Annotated in this window: 19 protein-coding genes; 14 read left to right on the top strand and 5 right to left on the bottom strand. The window is 64.4% G+C overall.

What is annotated here, in order from left to right:
* Positions 1 to 48 precede the first annotated feature (48 nt).
* Positions 49 to 684, bottom strand: coding sequence for a LysE family translocator (locus O7A61_RS23065; protein ID WP_337131763.1), 636 nt, complete (start codon positions 682 to 684; stop codon positions 49 to 51).
* 128 nt (positions 685 to 812) lie between these two features.
* Here O7A61_RS23065 and O7A61_RS23060 point away from each other — a divergent pair, with 128 nt between their 5' ends.
* The gene (locus tag O7A61_RS23060) at positions 813 to 1,517 is read left to right on the top strand and encodes a helix-turn-helix transcriptional regulator (RefSeq protein WP_337131762.1); all 705 of its coding nucleotides are present in this window, start codon (positions 813 to 815) and stop codon (positions 1,515 to 1,517) included.
* Positions 1,518 to 1,588: 71 nt separating this feature from the next.
* On the opposite strand, the gene O7A61_RS23055 is transcribed toward O7A61_RS23060, so the two are convergent.
* Positions 1,589 to 2,698, bottom strand: a complete 1,110-nt coding sequence (locus tag O7A61_RS23055; protein ID WP_337131761.1) for a Gfo/Idh/MocA family protein — start codon at positions 2,696 to 2,698, stop codon at positions 1,589 to 1,591.
* Between the two features lie 151 nt (positions 2,699 to 2,849).
* On the opposite strand from O7A61_RS23055, the gene O7A61_RS23050 reads away from it, so the two are divergent.
* The 11 genes from O7A61_RS23050 (at position 2,850) to O7A61_RS23000 (ending at position 13,789) form a co-directional block, all read left to right on the top strand.
* Positions 2,850 to 3,695, top strand: coding sequence for a MurR/RpiR family transcriptional regulator (locus O7A61_RS23050; protein WP_027142410.1), 846 nt, complete (start codon positions 2,850 to 2,852; stop codon positions 3,693 to 3,695).
* A 157-nt stretch (positions 3,696 to 3,852) separates the two neighbouring features.
* A complete protein-coding gene (locus O7A61_RS23045) occupies positions 3,853 to 5,787 on the top strand; it encodes a bifunctional 5-dehydro-2-deoxygluconokinase/5-dehydro-2-deoxyphosphogluconate aldolase (protein WP_337131760.1) in 1,935 nt (644 codons plus the stop codon).
* Positions 5,788 to 5,824: 37 nt separating this feature from the next.
* The gene (gene iolD / locus O7A61_RS23040) at positions 5,825 to 7,675 is read left to right on the top strand and encodes a 3D-(3,5/4)-trihydroxycyclohexane-1,2-dione acylhydrolase (decyclizing) (RefSeq protein ID WP_337131759.1); all 1,851 of its coding nucleotides are present in this window, start codon (positions 5,825 to 5,827) and stop codon (positions 7,673 to 7,675) included.
* 108 nt (positions 7,676 to 7,783) lie between these two features.
* Positions 7,784 to 8,701: a myo-inosose-2 dehydratase gene (gene iolE / locus O7A61_RS23035; protein ID WP_337131757.1), complete on the top strand. Its 918-nt coding sequence runs from the start codon at positions 7,784 to 7,786 to the stop codon at positions 8,699 to 8,701.
* A 63-nt stretch (positions 8,702 to 8,764) separates the two neighbouring features.
* Positions 8,765 to 8,977, top strand: coding sequence for a hypothetical protein (locus O7A61_RS23030; protein WP_027142406.1), 213 nt, complete (start codon positions 8,765 to 8,767; stop codon positions 8,975 to 8,977).
* Between the two features lie 135 nt (positions 8,978 to 9,112).
* Positions 9,113 to 9,925, top strand: a complete 813-nt coding sequence (gene iolB, locus O7A61_RS23025; protein WP_337131756.1) for a 5-deoxy-glucuronate isomerase — start codon at positions 9,113 to 9,115, stop codon at positions 9,923 to 9,925.
* Between the two features lie 254 nt (positions 9,926 to 10,179).
* Positions 10,180 to 10,887 (top strand): DUF1045 domain-containing protein, encoded by a 708-nt coding sequence (locus O7A61_RS23020; RefSeq protein WP_337131755.1) that lies wholly within the window; start codon positions 10,180 to 10,182, stop codon positions 10,885 to 10,887.
* 35 nt (positions 10,888 to 10,922) lie between these two features.
* Complete coding sequence (locus tag O7A61_RS23015; protein ID WP_337131754.1) at positions 10,923 to 12,062, top strand: alpha-D-ribose 1-methylphosphonate 5-triphosphate diphosphatase; 1,140 nt, start codon at positions 10,923 to 10,925, stop codon at positions 12,060 to 12,062.
* Positions 12,059 to 12,688, top strand: a complete 630-nt coding sequence (gene phnN / locus O7A61_RS23010) for a phosphonate metabolism protein/1,5-bisphosphokinase (PRPP-forming) PhnN (protein WP_337131753.1) — start codon at positions 12,059 to 12,061, stop codon at positions 12,686 to 12,688. Before O7A61_RS23015 ends, phnN begins: the two co-directional genes overlap by 4 nt.
* A 133-nt stretch (positions 12,689 to 12,821) precedes the next feature.
* Positions 12,822 to 13,577, top strand: a complete 756-nt coding sequence (locus O7A61_RS23005) for a COG4280 domain-containing protein (protein ID WP_337131751.1) — start codon at positions 12,822 to 12,824, stop codon at positions 13,575 to 13,577.
* The gene (locus O7A61_RS23000) at positions 13,574 to 13,789 is read left to right on the top strand and encodes a hypothetical protein (RefSeq protein WP_337131750.1); all 216 of its coding nucleotides are present in this window, start codon (positions 13,574 to 13,576) and stop codon (positions 13,787 to 13,789) included. Before O7A61_RS23005 ends, O7A61_RS23000 begins: the two co-directional genes overlap by 4 nt.
* A gap of 128 nt (positions 13,790 to 13,917) precedes the next feature.
* Here O7A61_RS23000 and O7A61_RS22995 read toward each other — a convergent pair whose 3' ends face one another.
* The 3 genes from O7A61_RS22995 to O7A61_RS22985 all read right to left on the bottom strand — a co-directional run bounded on the left by O7A61_RS22995 (position 13,918) and on the right by O7A61_RS22985 (position 17,631).
* Entirely contained in the window at positions 13,918 to 14,913 is a 996-nt protein-coding gene (locus O7A61_RS22995; RefSeq protein WP_337131749.1) for an ABC transporter permease, read from the bottom strand.
* 96 nt (positions 14,914 to 15,009) lie between these two features.
* Positions 15,010 to 16,548: a sugar ABC transporter ATP-binding protein gene (locus tag O7A61_RS22990; RefSeq protein WP_337131764.1), complete on the bottom strand. Its 1,539-nt coding sequence runs from the start codon at positions 16,546 to 16,548 to the stop codon at positions 15,010 to 15,012.
* 120 nt (positions 16,549 to 16,668) lie between these two features.
* The gene (locus tag O7A61_RS22985; protein ID WP_337104752.1) at positions 16,669 to 17,631 is read right to left on the bottom strand and encodes a sugar-binding protein; all 963 of its coding nucleotides are present in this window, start codon (positions 17,629 to 17,631) and stop codon (positions 16,669 to 16,671) included.
* Positions 17,632 to 18,211: 580 nt separating this feature from the next.
* Here O7A61_RS22985 and O7A61_RS22980 point away from each other — a divergent pair.
* Both O7A61_RS22980 and O7A61_RS22975 read left to right on the top strand, forming a co-directional pair.
* Positions 18,212 to 19,342 carry a LacI family DNA-binding transcriptional regulator gene (locus O7A61_RS22980; RefSeq protein ID WP_337131748.1) on the top strand — a complete coding sequence of 377 codons (1,131 nt, stop codon included), beginning with the start codon at positions 18,212 to 18,214 and terminating at the stop codon, positions 19,340 to 19,342.
* Positions 19,343 to 19,433: 91 nt separating this feature from the next.
* Positions 19,434 to 20,205: class I SAM-dependent methyltransferase (locus tag O7A61_RS22975; protein WP_337131747.1), on the top strand; the 772-nt coding region annotated here is incomplete at its 3' end.

The raw sequence follows: 20,205 nt of genomic DNA, 5'->3' as shown, positions 1-20,205 counted from the left end.
GCAAGGAGCAGCCTGATACGATGGTGATAAGGGCGGCGCCAACCGGAATTACGCCGCCCTCAAGCCTTCCCATGCGGTGAACGCGGAGACCGCAAACAGCAGCAGCCCGGCCGCCCGGCCGGCGAATGCTGTCGCCCGCGGATTGGCGACCAGCAGCTTGCGGCTGCGGCCGGCTGATATGGCGAGCCCGCCATAGATCGCGGCCTGCGTCAGCACGGTCAGCAGGCCCATGATTGTCGCTTGCATCCAGATCGGGCCGTAGTGCGGTTTCAGGAACTGCGGGTAGACGGCCAGGACGAAGAGATAGGCCTTCGGATTGATCAGGCAGGTCACGAAACCCTGGCGAAACGCCTTCCATGCGGAGCGGCTGCCGGCAGGCCCCTCATGCCCGACGGTGATGGAACTGCGCATCAGCGTGAGGCCGATGAATGCCATATAGGCGGCGCCGGCAAGCAGCAGTGGCTTGAACAGGATCGGCACGAAATGCATGAGCAGGCCGACGCCAACAGCGCCGTTCAGCGTGTGCACCATGCCACCGACCATGATGCCGCCCGTCGCCGCCAGGCCCCTGTCGCGCCCACCGGTTAGCGCATTGGCAAGCACGAACAGCATGTCCATGCCTGGAACGGCGATGATGCCGAACAGGAGAAGAAAGAAAAGCCAGAGATTTTCCGCGTAGCTCATGTCAGTTGCCTGTCGCCTCCTGCCGGCGTGCCGCCAAGGAATTTGTTGATTTTCAAGCCGATGGGCGATCCTATAGATCGAGCCAACTGACGATGGTGTGTCAGTTGTGATCGCAGCCGGTGAGAAAAATGCGCAAGGCATCGCGCCTGTTCGAGATCATTCAGATCCTGCGGTTGGCCAGCCGGCCGGTGACGGCGGCAATGATTGCCGGGCAGCTGGAAGTGACGATACGCTCGATCTACCGCGACATCGCGGCACTGCAGGCCATGCGTGTCCCGATCGAGGGCGGCCGTGGCATCGGCTACATACTGCGCCCCGGCTTCGACCTGCCGCCGCTGATGTTCTCGATCGAGGAGATGGAGGCGATCGTGCTGTCGCTGGCGCTGCTGGAGCGCACCGGAGACCACGAACTCAAGCAGGCGGCCAAGCGCGTCAGCGCCAAGATCGCCGGCGCGGTGCCGCCGCCCTTGCGCCAGACGCTCGAGGCCAATGCGTTGCACGCCTGGGGCTTCGCCGCACCCTCTGCCGGCACGATCGACCTTGCGCTGGTGCGCCGCGCCATCCGCGACGAGGAGAAGCTCGATCTTTCCTACCGCGACGAACTCGGCCGTGCCACCGAGCGCCTGATCCGCCCGATCGCGCTGATCTATTACGCCGAGACCGCCAACATCGTCGCCTGGTGCGAGCTGCGCCAGGCAATCCGCAATTTCCGCAGCGACCGCATCGGGGATTGCCAGCCGACCGGGTTAAGCTTCAAGGGCGAAGGCGATAGGTTGCGGAAGGTGTGGGTCGATGGGTGGGAAACGCCGGCGGTGATTACCGCCCAAGGATGACGAAATCGAGAAAGCTTCGGCCGACGCGAATGGACCGTCGGCAACCTCCCATGTCGACGAACTACATGCCTCTACCTAACATCCACCCAGCGCTTTTCCTCATAAGAACGCGCCATCGCATGCACGGTGCGCTCGATCTCCAGCCCTTCGGCGAACGCGATGAGCCGGGCCGGCTTGCCGGCAAGCCGCACCAGCAATTCATGGCATTCGATGATCTTGAGGTCGTTGAAGCCGAGGCTGTGGCCGGGCGCCGGTACGAAAAGGTCGTAGGGCCTGTGCTGCGGCGCCACCAATATGGTGCGATAGCCCTGTTCGGTCGGCCGGTCCGACGTCAGGTAGAGCTGGAATTCGTTCATCCGTTCCTGGTCGAACAGGATCGATCCCTTGGAGCCGAAGATCTGGATGGCGATGCGGCCCTTGCGGCCCCAGGCCGAGCGGTTGACCTGCAGCGTCCCGGCAATGCCGTTTTCCAGATGCATCAGCACGCTGGCGATATCGTAGGTCTCGACCGCGCGGCGCCCGCCGGCCGCCAGCTTGCGGTCGGCATAGGGCTTGGCCATGTCGCAGATGACGCTGGCGACGCGGCCGAACAGCGCCGTGACCAGCGACAGCGGATGCACGGCGAAATCGTCGAGCGCGCCGTAGCCGGAAGTCGCCTCGTGCTTCCAGAAGAACAGCGCCTCGGGATCGGCCATGAAATCCTCATCCATCTCGATGCGCAGATGGTTGATCTCGCCGATGATCTTCTCGTCGAGCAGCGCGCCGATGTGACGGATGGCCGGGCTCTGGATGTAGTTGTAGCCAAGCGCCGCGACCTTGCCTGATTTCTTGGCCGCGGCTGCCATCGCCTCGGCTTCGGCAAAGCTCGGGGCCATCGGCTTTTCGCACCACAGATGCTTGCCGGCTTCGAGGACGGCGATGGCCATCTCCGGATGAAACTGGTTGGGCGTGGTGAGCGAGACGATATCGACTTCGGGATCATTGACCACGGCGCGCCAGTCGCCGGAGGCCTTGGCGAAGCCGAACTCGCCGGCCTTGCGCCTGGCGAGATCCTCGTTGATCTCGCCGAGATGGACGAGCCTTGGCTTGGTCGCGTCGGGAAAGACCGCACCGACCGCGCTCCACGCGATGGCGTGGCATTTGCCCATGAAGCCCGTGCCGATAAGACCTACGCCGACCATTTTTCGTTCCTCCGCTGCCATGAATGCTGCGTGGATGAATTAGTCCATTTTCTCCAGGAATGGAATGTCTGCCTCATTTTTTATGGCGTTCTTGCGCAGGCCCGCTATGATGGGGCAGAGAGAGCTTCCAGACAGCCTGAACAGAGCGACGATGGACGAACAGGTACCTCGCGACTTCGAGACGCTGCGCGCCACCATTCTGGATCGGCGCGAGAGCTTGCCCAAGCGCATCGCCCAGATCGCCGCCTATGCGCTCGACAATCCCGACGATATCGCCTTCGGCACCGCCGCCAGCATCGCCGCTTCGGCCGGCGTGCAGCCCTCGACCCTGATCCGCTTTGCCCAGCAACTCGGTTTCGACGGTTTTACCAGCCTGCAGCAGGTGTTCCGCGAGCGGCTGCGCGAGCGCAACTCCTCCTATGACGAGCGGCTGCAAGCGCTGCGCGCCAAGGCCGAGGGCGGCGCCGGTCACCGGGCGATCTTCGACGGCTTCATCGCCGCTGCAAGCACCTCGCTCAACGACATTTCCCGCACGCTGGATGACGCGCATCTGGAAGACGCGATTTCGCTGCTGGCAAAGGCGCAGACCATCTATGTCTTGGCCAAGCGGCGCTCCTATCCCGTGGCGAGTTATATCGCCTATGCGCTCGGTAAGCTGAAGATCCGCAACCAGCTGATCGAATCGGCCGCCGGCCTGAATGCCGAGATGGTCGGCTTCGCCACGCCGGCGGACGCCGTCATCGCCATCAGCTTCTCGCCCTACGCGCCGGCCACGATCGAGGAGGCGCGCGCCATTGCCGAGCAAGGGGTGCCGATCGTTGCCATCACCGACAGCTCATTCTCGCCGCTCGCCCAGTTCGCCAGGGTCTGGTTCGAGGTTGCCGAGGCGGATTTCGCCGGCTTCCGCTCGCTGTCGGCGACGATGGCGCTGGCCATGGCGCTGACCGTCGGCGTCGGCGAGAAGCGGCGCGACGCTGTTCGCAAGCGCAAGGCTTGATCGAGCATCCCATCAAGGCAATTTTAGCCCAGGGAATGCTCATTCCATATTGACTATGGATTGGAATTATTATTTCATATTGCCGGCGCCACGCTGCCGCTCGCGCGTGTTACCCAAACAATGTTGTCCATGACGACAAGACCGACGGGAGGTTCCAATGAGCGAAGCCGTGGACGCAAGACAGGCGCCGCTCGACGTCATCACCATCGGCCGCGCGTCCGTCGACCTCTATGGCCAGCAGATCGGTTCGCGGCTTGAGGACATCACCTCATTCGCCAAGTCGGTCGGCGGCTGCCCGGCCAACATTTCCGTCGGCACGGCGCGGCTCGGCCTGCGCTCGGCACTGCTGACGCGTGTCGGCGACGAGCAGATGGGCCGCTTCATCCGCGAACAGCTGAAGCGCGAAGGCGTCAATGTCGACGGGCTGAAGACCGATAAGGAGCGGCTGACCGCGCTGGTGCTGCTTTCGGTCGAGAGCGAAGGCGTTTCGCCGATGATCTTCTACCGTTCGGACTGCGCCGACATGGCGCTGGCCGAAGAGGACATCGACGAGGCGTTTATTTCCTCGGCCCGCGCGATCGTCGTCACCGGAACGCACTTTTCCCGCCCCAACAGCGACGCCGCCCAGCGCAAGGCCATCCGCATCATGAAGGCCAGGGGCGGCAAGGTGGTCTTCGACATCGACTATCGGCCGAACCTGTGGGGTCTCGCCGGTCATGCCGAAGGTTTCGAGCGTTATGTCAAATCGGACCGGGTCTCGGCCCAGTTGAAGACGGTGCTGCCCGATTGCGACCTCATCGTCGGCACCGAGGAAGAGATCATGATCGCGTCCGGCGCCGACGACTGCCTGAGCGCGCTGAAGACGATCCGCTCCCTGTCCTCGGCGACCATCGTCTTGAAGCGCGGCGCCATGGGCTGCATCGTCTATGACGGGCCGATCAGCGACGATCTCGAGGACGGCATCGTCGGCGAGGGTTTCCCGATCGAGATCTACAACGTGCTGGGCGCCGGTGACGCCTTCATGTCGGGCTTGCTGCGTGGCTGGCTCGGCGGCGAAAGCCTTGCCACGGCGGCGACCTGGGCCAATGCGTGCGGCGCCTTCGCTGTGTCGCGGCTGCTCTGCGCGCCGGAATATCCGACCTTCGAGGAGCTGCAGTTCTTCCTCAAGAACGGCAGCAAGCATCGCGCGCTGCGCAAGGATGAGGCAATCAACCACATCCATTGGGCGACGACACGCCGGCGCGACGTCCCCTCGCTGATGGCGCTCGCCTGCGATCACCGTGTGCAGCTCGAGGATGTAGCGGCCAAGACCGGCGCCAATCCGGCGCGCATACGTGACTTCAAGGTGCTGGCGGTCAAGGCAGCGGCCAAGGTCGCCGCCGGCCGCGACGGCTATGGCATGCTGATCGACGAGAAACATGGCCGCGAGGCGATGTTCGAGTTCGCCAGGCATCCCTTCGCCTGGCTTGGACGCCCGGTGGAACTGCCGGGCTCGCGGCCGCTGCGCTTCGAATTCTCGCAGGACATCGGCTCGCAGCTCACCGAATGGCCGATCGATCACTGCATCAAGTGCCTGTGCTTCTACCATCCGGACGATCCCGCGGCCTTGAAGGAAGAACAGCAGCAGAAGCTGCGCGCGCTGTTCGAGGCCGCGCGCAAAGTCGGCCGGGAACTTCTCATCGAGATCATCGCCGGCAAGCATGGCAAGCTCGACGATACGACGATCCCGCGCGCGCTGGAGGAACTCTATGCGCTCGGCATCAAGCCCGACTGGTGGAAGCTCGAACCGCAGGCGTCGAGCGGCGCCTGGGCCAGGATCGAGGCGGTGATCCTGAAGCACGATCCCTGGTGCCGAGGCATCGTACTGCTTGGCCTGGAAGCGCCGCAGGACGAACTGGAAGCGGCGTTCGCCGCCACCGCCAAGGCGCCCATCGTGAAAGGCTTTGCCGTCGGCCGCACCATCTTCGTCCATGCCGCCGAACAATGGCTGGCCGGCAAGATGTCGGATGAGGAGGCTGTCGCCGACATGGCGTCGCGCTTCGAACAACTGACCGAAGCGTGGCTTGCCGCGCGGGGCCGCAAGGCGGCATAACAAGGCGCTGCATAAGGACTGCGGAGGAAAAACCGATATGACCAAGACAATACGCCTGACGATGGCGCAGGCGCTGACCCGCTTCCTGTCCCGCCAGATGACCGAGATCGACGGCAAAAAAGTGCCGATTTTTGGTGGCGTATGGGCGATCTTCGGCCATGGCAATGTCGCCGGCATCGGCGAGGCGCTCTATCAGGTGCGCGACCAACTGCCGACCTTTCGCGCCCATAACGAACAGGCGATGGCGCATGCGGCGATCGCCTATGGCAAGGCCAATTTCCGCCGTCGCTTCATGGCCGCGACCTCTTCGATCGGCCCCGGCGCGCTGAACATGGTGACGTCGGCAGCACTTGCCCATGTAAACAGGTTGCCCGTCCTGTTTTTGCCGGGCGATGTCTTCGCCAACCGCATTCCCGACCCCGTGCTGCAGCAGGCCGAGGATTTTTCCGACGGCACGGCGACGGTCAACGACTGCTTCCGGTCGGTGTCGCGCTATTTCGACCGCATCACGCGGCCGGAACAGATTATCCCGGCGCTCAATCGCGCCATGCAGGTGCTGACCGACCCGGCCGATTGCGGCCCGGTGACGCTGTCGCTCTGCCAGGATGTACAGGCCGAGGCCTATGACTATCCCGAGAGCTTCTTTGCCGAGCGAGTGTGGCGCCAGCGGCGGCCGCGTCCGGACCGCGGCGAACTGGCGGCCGCCGTCGCGGCACTCAAGGGCGCCAGGAAGCCATTGATCATTGCCGGCGGCGGTGTTCTCTATTCGCAGGCTTCCGATGAACTGGCCAAATTCGCGCAAGGCGCGGGCATTCCGGTCTGCGAGACGCAAGGCGGCAAGTCCTCGCTGCCGGACGGTCACAAGCTCAACATGGCGGCGGTTGGCGTCACCGGCACCTCGGCCGCCAACCGGCTGGCGGAAGAGGCCGATGTGGTGCTTGCCATCGGCACGCGGCTGCAGGATTTCACCACCGGCTCGTGGGCGCTGTTCAAGAATTCGGGCAAGACCATCATCGGGCTCAACGTGCAGCCTTTCGATGCCGGCAAACACCGGGCGCTGCCGCTGGTCGCCGACGCGGCCGAAGGCCTCGCCGAACTCGCCGCCGCGCTGCAAGGCTGGAAGGCGCCTGCCGCCTGGACCGACAATGCGGCCACCGGCAAGAAAGCCTGGCAGGCCGACGCGGCCAAGGTGACGGCCTCGACCAACGCCGCTTTCCCCTCCGATGCGCAGGTGATCGGCGCCGTGCAGCGCGCCATGGGCTCCGGCGTGACGCTGCTGCACGCGGCAGGCGGCCTTCCCGGCGAATTGCACAAGCTCTGGCAAGCGGGCGCGCCCGGCTCCTACCATGCCGAATACGGCTTCTCGACCATGGGCTACGAGATCGCCGGCGGGCTCGGCACCAAGATGGCCAAGTCCGACGAAGAGGTCGTCGTCATGATCGGCGACGGCTCCTATCTGATGCTCAACTCCGAGATCGCGACCTCGGTGATGCTTGGCCTCAAGCTCACCATCGTGCTGCTCGACAACAGGGGTTTTGGCTGCATCAACCGGCTGCAGATGGCGACCGGCGGCGCCAACTTCAACAATCTCCTGAAAGACTCGCGCCACGATATTTTGCCCGACATCGACTTTGCCGCGCACGCGGCGAGCATGGGGGCGATTGCCGAGAAGGTGCCGTCCATCGCCGAGCTGGAAAACGCGCTGCAGAAGGCCAAGAAGAACAACCGCACCACCGTGCTGGTCATCGACACCGATCCGCTGGTTTCCACCGATGCCGGCGGCCATTGGTGGGACGTGGCGGTGCCGGAAGTGTCGGCGCGCAGCCAGGTGAACGCGGCGCGCAAGGCCTATGATGAGAAACGGCAGATGCAGACCATCGGCGATTGATGTCGGCGCCGAGGTTCCTCCCTTCTCCAGGGAGAAGGTGCCGGCAGGCGGATGAGGGGCGACGCCAACGAACAAGAAATGAACTGTTTTTAGCACCGGAGTGACGACTTGAAAGCCAAACTGGGCATGTCCCCCATTGCATGGTGGAACGACGATCTTGCCGAACTCAGCGATGACGTGTCGCTGGAGGAATGCTTGCGCCAATCGCGCTCGGCCGGCTTCACCGGCATGGAGATGGGCCGCCGCTTCCCCAACGATCCCGCTATCATGCTGCCGATCCTGAAGGCCGCCGACGTGACGCTCTGCGGCGGCTGGTTCTCGGGCACGCTGGTGGACGAGGAGATGGCTGCCAACAAGAACCGCATCCAGCCGATGATCGACCTGTTCAAGGCGGTCGACGCGCCTTGCATCGTCTATGGCGAGGTCGGCCGCTCGATCCAGGGCGACCGCTCCAAGCCGCTCGCCACCAAGCCGAAGCTCACCAGTGACGAGATGAAAGCCTACGCGCGGCGCCTGACGGAATTCGGAGAATGGTGTGCCGACCAAGGCATGCCGCTGTCCTATCACCATCACATGGCGGCTGTGGTCGAGACCGAGCCGGAGCTCGATGCCTTCATGCGCCATTCCGGCGAAGGCATCCCGCTGCTGCTCGATGCCGGACACCTCGCGTTTGCCGGCGGCGACGTGCTGCGCGCAATCGACAACCACCATAAGCGCATCAGCCATGTCCATGTGAAGGACGTGCGCATGGATGTGATCGACAAGCTCGACCGTACGAAGCAGTCCTTCCTCGACGCCGTGGCGCTCGGCGCCTTCACCGTGCCGGGCGACGGTTCGCTCGATTTTGGCGCCATCGTGCAGCGCTTCGCCGATTATGGCTATGAAGGCTGGTTCGTGGTCGAGGCTGAGCAGGATCCCAGGAAGAACCCGCCGCTCAAGATGGCACAGGTCGGCTACAAGGAGCTGATGCGGGTGATGACGGATGCCGGCTACACCGTCGAGACACAAGGCTTTCCGAGTGCCTGAAGGCTGGATTCACGGTGACGCGCGGTCTATCTGAGGACAGATTGCTGAGTTACGGATGGCGCGATGAAAGATTATGAACACCCGTTCTTCCGCCCGCTTTGGCGGCGCGTCGCCGTCGTCGCGGTCTGCCTGATCTGGTCGGTGATCGAATTCGCGTCCGGCACACCGTTCTGGGGCGTGATCGCGCTCGGTTTCGCCGGCTACGGCGCCTGGCAGTTTTTTTATCTCTACAAGCCGGCTGAAGAAAAAGAGGCCGAGCCCGAACCGAAGGAGTGAACTGGTCGCGTAGGCGATTAGCTTGCAGCGCCTCGGCCAATCTGAGGCGTCTGCGATGATCCTTTTGAACAACCGGTGAAATCGTCGGCCTGGACAAGCTGCAACCCGTCAAGCCACTGGAACAGGAGAGACAAAATGTCCAAACTGCTCGTCAAAGCCGACAAGGGCCATGGCCGCGTCGCGCATGTGACGCCGAAAAGCGCCGGCTGGACTTATGTCGGTTTCGACCTGTATCGGCTGAAACCAGGCGAAAGCGCCTCGGGAAAGACGGACGACCGTGAGGTCTGCCTGGTGTTCGTGACCGGCAAGGGTACCGCGACAGCCGCCGGCAAGGATCTCGGCCTGCTCGGCGAGCGCATGTCGCCTTTCGAGGGCAAGCCGTGGTCCGTCTACGTGCCGCAGGGATCGGACTGGTCGGTGACGGCCGATACCGAGCTGGAACTTGGCGTGTGCTCGGCGCCCGGCCTTGGCGGCGGCCTGCCGGTCCGGGTGATCGGACCGGACGATCTCGGCCAGGAGGTGCGGGGCAAGGGCACCAACACGCGTTATGTCACCAACATCCTGCCGGAAGGCCAGCCCGCCGACTCATTGCTGGTGGTCGAGGTCATCACGCCCGGCGGCCACACGTCGAGCTACCCGCCGCACAAGCACGACCAGGACAACCTGCCCGCTGAATCCTATCTCGAGGAGACCTACTACCACCGCCTCAACCCGCCGCAGGGCTTTGCCTTCCAGCGCGTCTATACCGACGCCGACAAGGATGGCCGGCGCGCGCTGGACGAAGCCATGGCGATCGAGGACGGCGACGTGGTGCTGGTGCCCAGGGGCTATCATCCCTGTGCCGCCTGCCACGGCTATGACCTCTATTATCTCAATGTGATGGCCGGGCCGAAGCGGACGTGGAAATTCCACAATGCGCCCGAGCACGAATGGTTGATGAAGGCCTGACCGCTCTGCGGTTCCGGCTGAACCTATTGGTCCAGCTTGGAAGAATCGTCGGCTAACGACCCTGAGGCTCGATTTGCCTTCGAAAACCCTTCAAAGCTTCGTCAATCCGTCATGGAAATCACCTATGGCAACGGTTCTAGTACACGTCGCCCAAAAGTGCGTAGCGGTTTTGGGACGACGACATGCACCAAATGAAGATTTAAAGCGCGTCGCACCCTCACTTCAAACGCGGCGCGCTTTAACGAGGACTTCCCATGCGTTATGCCATTTATTTCACTCCCCGGCAGGACGAGCCGCTGGCGCGAATCGCCGCCAACTGGCTGGGCCGCGACCCGTTTGGTGCCGCGACCAGGCCTGTTGAGGCCGTTGCCGAGCTGTCGGCGGCGGAAGTGGCCTTCCACACCGCTTCGGCGCGCCGCTATGGTTTCCACGCCACGCTGAAAGCGCCCTTCTACCTGGCTGCCACAGAGACCGAGGCTTCGCTGCGCGCGGCGCTCGACCGTTTTGCCGAAGCAACGCCGGTCGTGACGGTCCCGCACCTTGTCGTCAGCCAGATCGACGGCTTCTTCGCGCTTGTGCCGGATGGTCCGCTGCCTCCGCTCAACCGCTTCGCCGACGACGTCGTGCGCGATTTCGACCGGTTTCGCGCTCCGTTGAGCGAGGCCGAGATCGAGCGGCGCAGTCCGGATTCGCTGAAGCCGGCCGAGTTTCGCAATCTCTGCCAATGGGGTTACCCCTATGTCTTCGACACCTTCCGCTTCCACATGACCCTGTCCGGCCGGGCCGGACCGCAGGAAAGCCCTCGTCTGCGCGCGGCGATCGACAGCCTTTTCGCCGATGTGTTGCGCCAGCCCGTGCTGGTGGATGCGCTGACGTTGTTTGTCGAACCCGAACCCGGTGCGCCGTTCATGGCGCTTTCCCAGCACGCGCTCGGACGCCGCCCGGCCCGGAAAATCGCCTGAACGAACCCGACTGCAAGAACCAAGGACTACCCGCAATGACCGTCGAAACTGTTCTTTCCAACGCCCGCATCGTTCTTGCCGACGAGATCGTCGAAGGTTCGCTGGTGCTGCGCGACGGCTTTATCGCCGGCATCGATGCTGGCACTGGCCGCATCGGCGAGGACATGGGCGGCGACTATATCATTCCCGGGCTGGTCGAACTCCACACCGATCATCTCGAAGGCCATTACGCGCCGCGCCCGAAAGTGCGCTGGAACCCGATCGCGGCGGTGCTTGCCCATGACGCGCAGGTCGCGACCGCCGGCATTACCACCGTGCTCGACGCGCTCCGCGTCGGCATGGACGAAGACGCCGACCTGACATTGGACGACATCCGCAAGCTGGCCGATGCGATCGAGGACAGCGTTGCGCAGGATCGTCTGCGGGCCGATCACTTCCTGCATCTTCGCTGCGAGGTTTCAGCGCCGGATTGCCTCAACGCATTCGCCAATTTCGACGGCGACGAGCGGGTCAGGCTGGCATCGCTGATGGACCATGCGCCGGGCCAGCGCCAGTTCGTCAATCTGGAAACCTATGCCTACTACTACCAGCGCAAGCTGAAACTCTCGGATCGCGACTTCCAGAAATTCTGCGAGAAGCGGATGGACGAATCGGCACGCAACTCCGGACCGAACCGCGTCTTCATCGCCGCCGCCTGCCAGGAGCGCGGCATCGTGCTCGCCAGCCACGACGACGCCACGTCGGCCCATGTCGACGAGGCCATCGAGCAGGGTGTGCGGGTGGCCGAGTTCCCGACCACCGAGGAAGCGGCGCGGGCCTCGAAGGCCGCCGGGCTCGGCGTGCTGATGGGCGCGCCCAATGTCATGCGCGGCGCCTCGCACTCGGGCAATGTTTCGGCCCGCACCTTGGCCAGCGACGGTCTGCTCGACATCCTGTCCTCCGATTACATCCCCTTCAGCCTGATCCAGTCGGCCTTCTTCCTCGGTGACATGGTCGAAGGCATTTCGCTGCCGCAGGCCGTCGCCATGGTTTCGAAGAACCCGGCGCAGGCCGTCGGCCTTGACGACCGCGGTGTCGTCGAGCAGGGACGCCGCGCCGATCTGGTGCGCGTGCGCGTCGACGATCATGTTCCGGTCGTACGCACCGTCTGGCGGCAGGGACGCCGGGTGGCATGATGGTGTCGGCCTCGATCGAGCGCGAACTGTCCGCCGAAACCTTTCCGATCCGTCACGGCGTCTTTGTCGCTGTCGTGGGCCCGAGCGGTGCCGGCAAGGACACGGTGATCGGCTATGCCAAGGCGCTTTTCGCCGACGAGACGCAGCTGGAGTTCGTGCGCCGCGTCATCACCAGGCCGAGCGACGCGGCGAGCGAGGATCACGACACGCTGGCCGACGCCGCCTTCGCCGAGGCCGATGCCGACGGCGCCTTCGCCATCTCCTGGGAAGCGCATGGGCTGCGCTATGGCCTGCCTGCCGATGTCGACTGGTCCGTCTCCAATGGCCACGTCGCCGTGGCCAACGTGTCGCGCGCGATCATCCCCACCTTGCGCGAACGCTATGCCAATCTGGCAATCGTCGAGATCACCGCTTCGCCCGAGGTGCTGGCGGAACGGCTGGCGATGCGCGGCCGCGAGTCGCGCGGCGAAGTGCTGGCGCGGCTGGCGCGCAGCGCCAATGTGACCTTGTCCGGTCCGGGCGTCACGTCGCTCGACAATAGCGGCCCGCGCGAGGTGGCCGGCGAGCGCTTCGCCGAGCTGCTGCGCAAGGCGATGGCCTTTTCCGACATGTCGGGCCTGATCTAGAGCCGGGCCCGCTTCACCCGTTTGCTTGCGCTGCCGCCGGAACGCTTGGGGATGCTGGCCGCATAGGGTGATTCTGCGTTACGATCCGGGAATTCGCCCCGGGGATCACGGTCGAGCCAGACAGGAAGCCTTGATGCAGACACTGACACCCATCCTCTCGACAGTCACGGCGGCATTTCTCGCATCCCTGGTCGAGGTCGTCGAAGCCTTCACCATCGTGCTGGCGGTCGGGGTGACACGCAGCTGGCGTCCGGCACTAGCGGGCGCCGCGCTGGCGCTGGCGCTGCTGGCGGCCCTGGTGCTGGCGTTCGGGCCGCTGCTGGCGCTGGTGCCGATCACGACGCTGCAGTTCGCTGTCGGGGTGCTGCTGATCCTGTTCGGCATGCGCTGGCTGCGAAAGGCCATCCTGCGCAGCGTCGGCGTCATCGCCCTGCATGACGAGGAGGCGGCCTTCGCCAAGGAAACCGCGGCGCTGCACCGGCAGGCCGACGACCGGCGCGCCGACTACCTCGCCGGACTGGCCTCCTTCAAGGCGGTGCTGCTCGAGGGCGTCGAGGTGGTGTTCATCGTCATCGCCGTCGGCGCCGCGCATGGACAGACATTTTACGCCAGCATGGGCGCGCTGGCCGCTTTCATCCTGGTGATGCTTGTCGGTCTGGCGGTTCACCGGCCGCTGGCGCGCGTGCCCGAGAATGCGCTGAAATTCGTGGTCGGGCTGATGCTGACCAGCTTCGGCATCTTCTGGACCGGCGAGGGGATCGGCGCCGACTGGCCGGGCGCCGATCTTGCCCTGCTCGCCATCTTCGCCATCGTCGCGATGGCGTCCTTCGCCATGGTGCGCTGGCTGCGCGGCACCCGTCCGACAGCAGCCGGAGGGCTCGCCCGATGAACGTCCTTCGTCTCGTCGCCAGGGAATTCTTCGGCATGTTCGTCGATGACGGCAATCTGGCGCTGCTGGCGCTGGTCCTGGTGGTCGCCGTTACCGCAGGGGTAAAGCTGCTCGCACTGCCACCGCTGCTTGGCGGTGGGCTGCTGCTGGTCGGCTGCCTTGCCATCCTTTTGCAAAGCGTTCGCCGCGCCGCGCGCGAGGGCAGCAGGTAGTTAAGTCAAGGCCGCATGGGCGGGATGACCCGACGGTGGCCATGAAGGCACGCCAGCCCCTCGGCTCCCCGCAGCGCGGGTATGCTACTTCTTTCCACAGGGACAAGCACCACGCTGGCGGGCGGGCGTTATTCCGCCGCCGCGCCGATCGCGCCCTTGCGGGCGGCATCGACCATCCGCCGGCGGGCCCGGAACACGCCCCATTGCTGGTCGACCAGCACGCCGATGAGGATGACGCCACCCATCACCGCGAAGTTGAGCGAGGAGGGAATGCCGAGCAGGTTGACCAGGTTCTGCAATTCCTGCAGCAGCACCGTGCCGAGGATGACGCCGATCAGCGAGCCCTCGCCGCCGCGCAGCGAGAAGCCGCCGAGCACGGCGGCCGCAATGGCGTAGAGCTCGTAGAACTGGCCGTGGCTGGCCGGCGAGATCGAGCGCGTATACATGGCGAAATAGATCGCCGACAGCGCGGTGAGCACGCCGCAGATGACGTAAGCCGCCATGACGACGCGGCCGGTGCGAATGCCGGAATATTTCGCCGCCTCCTCGTTCTTGCCGATGGCGTAGAGATAGCGCCCGAACACCGAGCGGTGCAGCACCACCCACATGACGATGGCGATGACGATCAGCGCGAAGAAGGAGTTCGGCACGCCATACGAGCGGCCGGCGGTCAGGAATTCGAGCGTTGGGAAATTCTGGCCGAAGGCGAAGCCCGCCGTGCCGTCGGCGGTGTAGAAGCGCGCGACGCCGCGATAGATCAACAGGCCGCACAAGGTGACGACGAAGGGCTGCAGCTTGAGCCGCGTGATCAGCCAGCCATGCGCCAGCCCGATGATGGCGCCGAGCACCAGGATCAGCACGAAGGCGATCGGCCATCCCATGCCGCGCACGGCGATGAAGTCGATGAACAGCGTCCCGAGCAACGCGACGACGGAGCCGACGGACAGCTCGATGCCGCCGGTGATGATGACGAAGGCCTGCCCTATCGACAGGATACCAAACAGACCGATGAGGTTCGAGGTGTTGGCGAGATTGATCGGCAGGAGGAAGCGCGGATTGATGATGGCAACGATCGCTCCGACCACCAGGATCAGGATCAGCAGGCCGAGATCTTTCTTTGTCATCGTCGTCTCCGCTTAGCTAAAGCGCGTCGCGCGCTTCAGCTCTTTGTTTATGCATGCCGTTGCCGCAAAACCGAGGTCACTTTTGCGCGGCATGCATTAGTTTGCCGACTTGCCCACCGCCAGCAAAAGCACGTTTTCCTGGCTGAACTGATCCTTGTCGAGAATGCCCGAGATCTGGCCCTCATGCATGACGGCGATGCGATCGGAGACGCCGATCACCTCTTCCATGTCGCTGGAGATCATCAGCACGGCCACGCCGGCGTCCGCCAGCGCCCGCATCAGCCCGTAAATCTCCGCCTTGGCGCCGATGTCGATGCCGCGCGTCGGCTCGTCGAGGATCATCACCTTCGGGTTCATGGCGAGCCATTTGCCGAGCACGACTTTTTGCTGGTTGCCGCCCGACAGCGTGCCGGTGCGCGTCTGCACCGAAGGCGCCTTGATGCCGAGATTCTTCTTTTGCTTCTCGGCGGTAGCGGCTTCCGCGCTGTTGGAGACCAGCGAGCGCCTGGCATGCGCCGGCAAATTGGGGAGTGAAATATTCTGGGCGATCGACAGGTCGAGCAGGATGCCGGTCAGCTTGCGGTCTTCCGGCACGAGGAAAATGCCTTGCGCGACGGCATCGGCGGCACTCGCCAGCGCCAGCGGCTTGCCGTTGAGTTCCAGCGTGCCGCCAAGGCTGGCTTCGATGCCGAAGAACACCCGCGCCAGTTCGGTGCGGCCGGAGCCGACGAGGCCGGCGAGACCAAGGATTTCGCCGCGCCTGACGTCGAGATCGACCGGCCGGCTGGGATAGGTGGGGGTACGGACCGCCTTGGCCGACAGCGCCACGGCGCCTGGCGCCCGCCCCGCCTCGGAGGCCTTTTCACGTTCCTTCAGCATGCGGCCGATCATCAGCTTGACCATCTGGTCGTGGTTGATGTCGCGCTTGCCAAGCGTGCCGGCCAGCATGCCGTCGCGCAGCACGACGACCCGGTCGGCGACGCGCTCGATCTCGTGCAGGCGGTGCGAGATGAAGATGACGCTGATGCCGTCGGCCTTCAGCGCCTTGATGACGTCGAGCAGCTTGTCGGTCTCGGCGAGCGGCAGGCTCGATGTCGGCTCGTCGAGGATGACCAGCCTGGCCTTGATCGACAGCGCCTTGGCGATCTCGACCATCTGCTGCTGCGCAAGCGACAGGTCCGCGACCTGTGTGTCGGCTGAGAAATTGGCGCCGACGCGCTTCAGCAGCGGCGCCACCATTTCGCGCAGTTTCGCGCGGTCGACCAGCCTCAGCGGCCCGGCGCGCAGCGGTTCGCGGCCGAAGAAAATGTTGGCGGCGACATCGAGGTTTTCGAACAGGTTGAGTTCCTGGTGGACGAAGGCGATGCCTGAACCCAGGCTGCCTTCGACCGTCAGGTCCTTATGGGCGGTGCCGTCGACGGTGATGGTGCCGGTATCCGGCGTGGTTACGCCGCCGAGGATCTTCATCAGCGTCGACTTGCCCGCGCCGTTCTCGCCGACCAGGCCGATGACCTCGCCCGGCCTGACCTCCATGGAAAACCCGTCGAGCGCCACGACGCCCGGATAGGTCTTGCGCACGTTCTCCAGGCTGAGGAACGGAGTGGTCGCCGCGATGGATGTGTCGGAATAGTTCATCATGCCTGACAGCAGCCGGTGGGCCAAAACGGCCCGATCTGCAGACTGACGATCCCGGCAGGGTTCGTCAATGCGAACAGCCGGCTCAAGCGGGTTGAGCCGGCTGAACCGGGTGTAGTCTTAGTTTCCAGACATCGCCTTGAGATTGGCGGCATAGGCGTCGACATCATCCTTGCCGATGATCTTGGTCGGGATGATGATCAGGCCGTTGGCCGGGATGCCCGATTTGTCGCCCTTGAGGTAGGCGGCCATCAGCTTCATGCCCTGATAGGCCCATTCGAAGGGCTGCTGCACGACGGTGGCGGCAATGGTGCCTTCCTTGACGCCGCCCAGCGTGATCGGATCGTCATCGAAGCCGACGACGGTGATCGAGCCGAGCTTGCCGGCGTCGCGCAGCGCTTCATAGATGCGCGGCGTGTTGTAGGAGTAGAAGCCGACCATGCAGGTGACGTCGGGGCTGGCGACCAGCGCGTCCTCGACATTCTTCTTGGCGCGCGCCTGGTCGATGTCGTCGCCGCGCACGTCGACGAGCTCGATCTTGGTGCCGGCGAGGCCGTCCTTCATGCCCTGGATACGTTCCTTGGCATTGTCGGCGCCGAGCAGGCCGACGAAGCCCAGGCACTTGCCGCCGTCCGGCATCGCCTTCTTGGCGATTTCGGCCGCCTGCTTGCCGGCGTCGACATTGGACGAGCCGATATAGGCGACGCGCTTGGTTTGCGGAGCATCGCTGTCGGTGGTGAACAGCGCCGTTTGCGAGGCGATCTTGTTCAGGCCATCGGTCGAGGTCTTGGGATCCACGGCCGAGACCATGATGCCCTTGACGCCGGCGGTCACCAGATCGTCCATCAGCCGCTGCTGGATGGCGACCGAGGATTGTTCGGGATATTTGAGTTCGAGCGTGTAGTCGGGCAGTTCGCCCTGCGCCTTCTTGACGCCGGCTTCGGCCGCTTTCCAGAAATCGGAAGCGCCGTTGACGACGAAGGCCAGCGTCGGCTTGTCGTCGGCGCGCGCGATAGCCGTCGCCGTCAGGCCGACAACCAGGGCCGCGGCGGCCACGGATGCATTGCGTATCAAGGATTTCATATTCAACCTCCCGTTTTGGTCAGTCGCAGGACTGACCGGACTAGCTCACTGGATTGTCTTGCTCACTGGAATGTCTTGCATACTGGAATTGCCGTTTGCGGCTTGGACGCCCCTCCTCCCCAAGGGTTCCCGTCACTGAAAAGACTGGCGTCGTTCCCAGCCACGGCCACGGACTTTAGACAACCATTCTTCATTCGTAAATAGTCCGATTTGTCTGACATATCACATATGCGAGACAAAGTTAGCGGAGGCAAATACCGCTCGCCATCGGGCCATTCACAGATGCTCCCACCACACCTGGACCCGACCGGGCCGGATGCGATGGATTGACGGTACAGTGCATCCTTGTATTAGTAAACACTATTAGCAAGGACCGATTTGCCGACGCGTCGATCCTTAGCCGCACGGAGCCGAAGCCGCACGATCTTCGGACTTTGCGAGGCTTGAGCTTGCAGACGGGATGGGTCGCGAGGATGATAATAGTTATTAGTTCGGCCGATGCCCCCTTGGACTGGAAGCGTCACGTCATCTTGTCGGCCCGGCGGGCCGCGGCTGGACAGGCTGGGGATTTGGGGGCGGCATGAGCGAGACGATGGACCGGACCATTGGGAAGCGCCGCAAGGCGGCGGCAAAGCCCAAGGGCCGCGTCACCATGACCGACATTGCGCGCGCCGCCGGCTGTTCGCAGGCGACGGTCTCCTTCGTGCTCAACAATTCGCCGGGCATTCGCCTGTCGCAGCAGACCCGCGAGCGGGTGATCGAGGCGGCGCGGGCGCTCGGCTACAGCGCCCCCGCCTTTTCGGCGCTCAGCAATCCGGTCGCAGCTTTCGAGGGCGCCGCCTTTGACGGACCCGCCTTTGATGGGCTCGACGGCGTGATCGGCTTTGCCGTCGACCAGCTCGCCACCAGCCCGGAGGCGGTCGTGGCCATCGAGGGCGCGCGGCAGGCCTCGTGGAATGCCGGCAACGTGCTTTTGGTGGCGCAGACCATGGGCGATGCCGTGATGGAGCCGCGCGCCATACAGGCGCTGACTAGGCGGGGCATTTCGGCGCTGATCTACATGACCATCTTCACCCGCGAGATCACGGCGCCGGACTTCCTCTACGGCCTCGACATCCCGGTCATCCTGCTCAACTGCTACACGTCGGACTATGCCTTCCCGGCCGTGGTGCCCTCCGAGATCGCCGGCGGCCAGAGCTCGACGCGGCACCTGATCAGTCACGGCCACCGCCGCATCGCCACCATCACGGGCGAACCCTGGATGCAGGCGGCGCAGGACCGCCTGAAAGGCTACCGCCGCGCGCTCGCCACCGCCGACATCCCGTTCGACCCCGAACTGGTGGTGGAGGGCGACTGGTCGGCCAGCGCCGGCTACGCCGCGACGGTGAAGCTGCTGGCCCTGAAGGACCGCCCGTCCGCCATCTTCTGTCAGAACGACCGCACGGCGATCGGCTGCTACGAAGCGCTGAAGGAAGCCGGCCTGCACATTCCCGCCGACATTTCGGTGGTCGGCTACGACGACGAGGAAATCGCCCGGCATCTGTTCCCGCCGCTGACCACCTCGATCCTGCCGCATATGGCGATGGGCCAATGGGCGATCGAGCAGCTGGAAGCGCCGGCGCAGGTGGGCAGGGGGCGCTATCCCATCACCAAGCTGGAGTGCCCGCTGGTGGAGCGGGAGAGCGTGGCGACATTCAAGGGCGCCGCATAACCGCCGGCCTTTTCTCCGTCCCACCGTGCTCCCCGCGCTTGGCTTCATCCTGATAGAAGTCTAGCCTGCGCCCACAGCCAGGAGAGGGCATATGACATCGAGTTTCACCGTTCATGACGCGTCCGGCTATGAGCAGCTCATGGGCCGCTGGAGCCGAAAGCTCGCGCCCAAATTCATCGATTTCGCCGGGCTTGCCCCCGGCGAAAAGATCCTCGACGTCGGCTGCGGCACCGGCAGCCTGACCTTCGAGCTGGCGAAATCCGCCGAGCTCGCTGCGATCACGGCAATCGACTTTTCGCCTGTTTTCGTCGAGGCGGCAAAGCGGCGCAACACCGATCCGCGCATCGAAATCAAGCAGGCGGACGCCACCGCCTTGCCGTTTGCCGACAATGCGTTCGACCGCGCGCTGGCGCTGCTGGTGCTTCACTTCGTGCCGGAAGCCGGCAAGGCGGTTGCCGAGATGCGCCGGGTAACGCGGCCGGGCGGCGTGGTCGCGGCCGTGGTGTGGGACCATCTCGGCGGCATGGCGGGCATGCGCATGATGATCGACACGGTGGCCGCGCTCAGCGAAGGCGGCCGCCAGCTGCGCAGCCGCTATTGCTTCCAGCCGATGATGCAGCCCGGCGAAATGAAGCGGACTTTCGTGGAGCAGGGGCTGGCCGACGTGACCGAAACCGAGCTGATGATCCGCATGGATTACCAGGACTTCGCCGACTATTGGGCGCCGATATCAGCCGGCGAGGGCCCGCTCGGCAAATACATGACCACGCTGGAGGCAGCCGAGCGCGAGCGCACCGAGGCTGCCGTCCGCGACGCCTATCAGTCCGGGCGACCGGACGGGCCGAGGTCGTTCGCCAAGGGGG

Origin of the sequence: Mesorhizobium sp. Cs1321R2N1 (assembly GCF_037179725.1) — a bacterium.
Taxonomy (GTDB): domain Bacteria; phylum Pseudomonadota; class Alphaproteobacteria; order Rhizobiales; family Rhizobiaceae; genus Mesorhizobium; species Mesorhizobium salmacidum.
The sequence above is the reverse complement of the archived record's forward strand: the minus strand, read 5'-3'. Positions and strand labels throughout refer to the sequence as shown.

Coding starts and splice junctions, on each gene's coding strand:
- O7A61_RS23005 (WP_337131751.1), top strand. CDS start 12,822: ATGCAGACACTGACACCCATCCTCTCGACAGTCACGGCGGCATTTCTC.
- O7A61_RS23060 (WP_337131762.1), top strand. CDS start 813: ATGCGCAAGGCATCGCGCCTGTTCGAGATCATTCAGATCCTGCGGTTG.
- phnN (WP_337131753.1), top strand. CDS start 12,059: ATGATGGTGTCGGCCTCGATCGAGCGCGAACTGTCCGCCGAAACCTTT.
- O7A61_RS23015 (WP_337131754.1), top strand. CDS start 10,923: ATGACCGTCGAAACTGTTCTTTCCAACGCCCGCATCGTTCTTGCCGAC.
- O7A61_RS22995 (WP_337131749.1), bottom strand. CDS start 14,913: ATGACAAAGAAAGATCTCGGCCTGCTGATCCTGATCCTGGTGGTCGGA.
- O7A61_RS23045 (WP_337131760.1), top strand. CDS start 3,853: ATGAGCGAAGCCGTGGACGCAAGACAGGCGCCGCTCGACGTCATCACC.
- O7A61_RS23000 (WP_337131750.1), top strand. CDS start 13,574: ATGAACGTCCTTCGTCTCGTCGCCAGGGAATTCTTCGGCATGTTCGTC.
- O7A61_RS23030 (WP_027142406.1), top strand. CDS start 8,765: ATGAAAGATTATGAACACCCGTTCTTCCGCCCGCTTTGGCGGCGCGTC.
- iolD (WP_337131759.1), top strand. CDS start 5,825: ATGACCAAGACAATACGCCTGACGATGGCGCAGGCGCTGACCCGCTTC.
- O7A61_RS23020 (WP_337131755.1), top strand. CDS start 10,180: ATGCGTTATGCCATTTATTTCACTCCCCGGCAGGACGAGCCGCTGGCG.
- O7A61_RS23065 (WP_337131763.1), bottom strand. CDS start 684: ATGAGCTACGCGGAAAATCTCTGGCTTTTCTTTCTTCTCCTGTTCGGC.
- O7A61_RS22990 (WP_337131764.1), bottom strand. CDS start 16,548: ATGAACTATTCCGACACATCCATCGCGGCGACCACTCCGTTCCTCAGC.
- O7A61_RS23050 (WP_027142410.1), top strand. CDS start 2,850: ATGGACGAACAGGTACCTCGCGACTTCGAGACGCTGCGCGCCACCATT.
- O7A61_RS22985 (WP_337104752.1), bottom strand. CDS start 17,631: ATGAAATCCTTGATACGCAATGCATCCGTGGCCGCCGCGGCCCTGGTT.
- O7A61_RS22980 (WP_337131748.1), top strand. CDS start 18,212: ATGAGCGAGACGATGGACCGGACCATTGGGAAGCGCCGCAAGGCGGCG.
- O7A61_RS23055 (WP_337131761.1), bottom strand. CDS start 2,698: ATGGTCGGCGTAGGTCTTATCGGCACGGGCTTCATGGGCAAATGCCAC.
- iolB (WP_337131756.1), top strand. CDS start 9,113: ATGTCCAAACTGCTCGTCAAAGCCGACAAGGGCCATGGCCGCGTCGCG.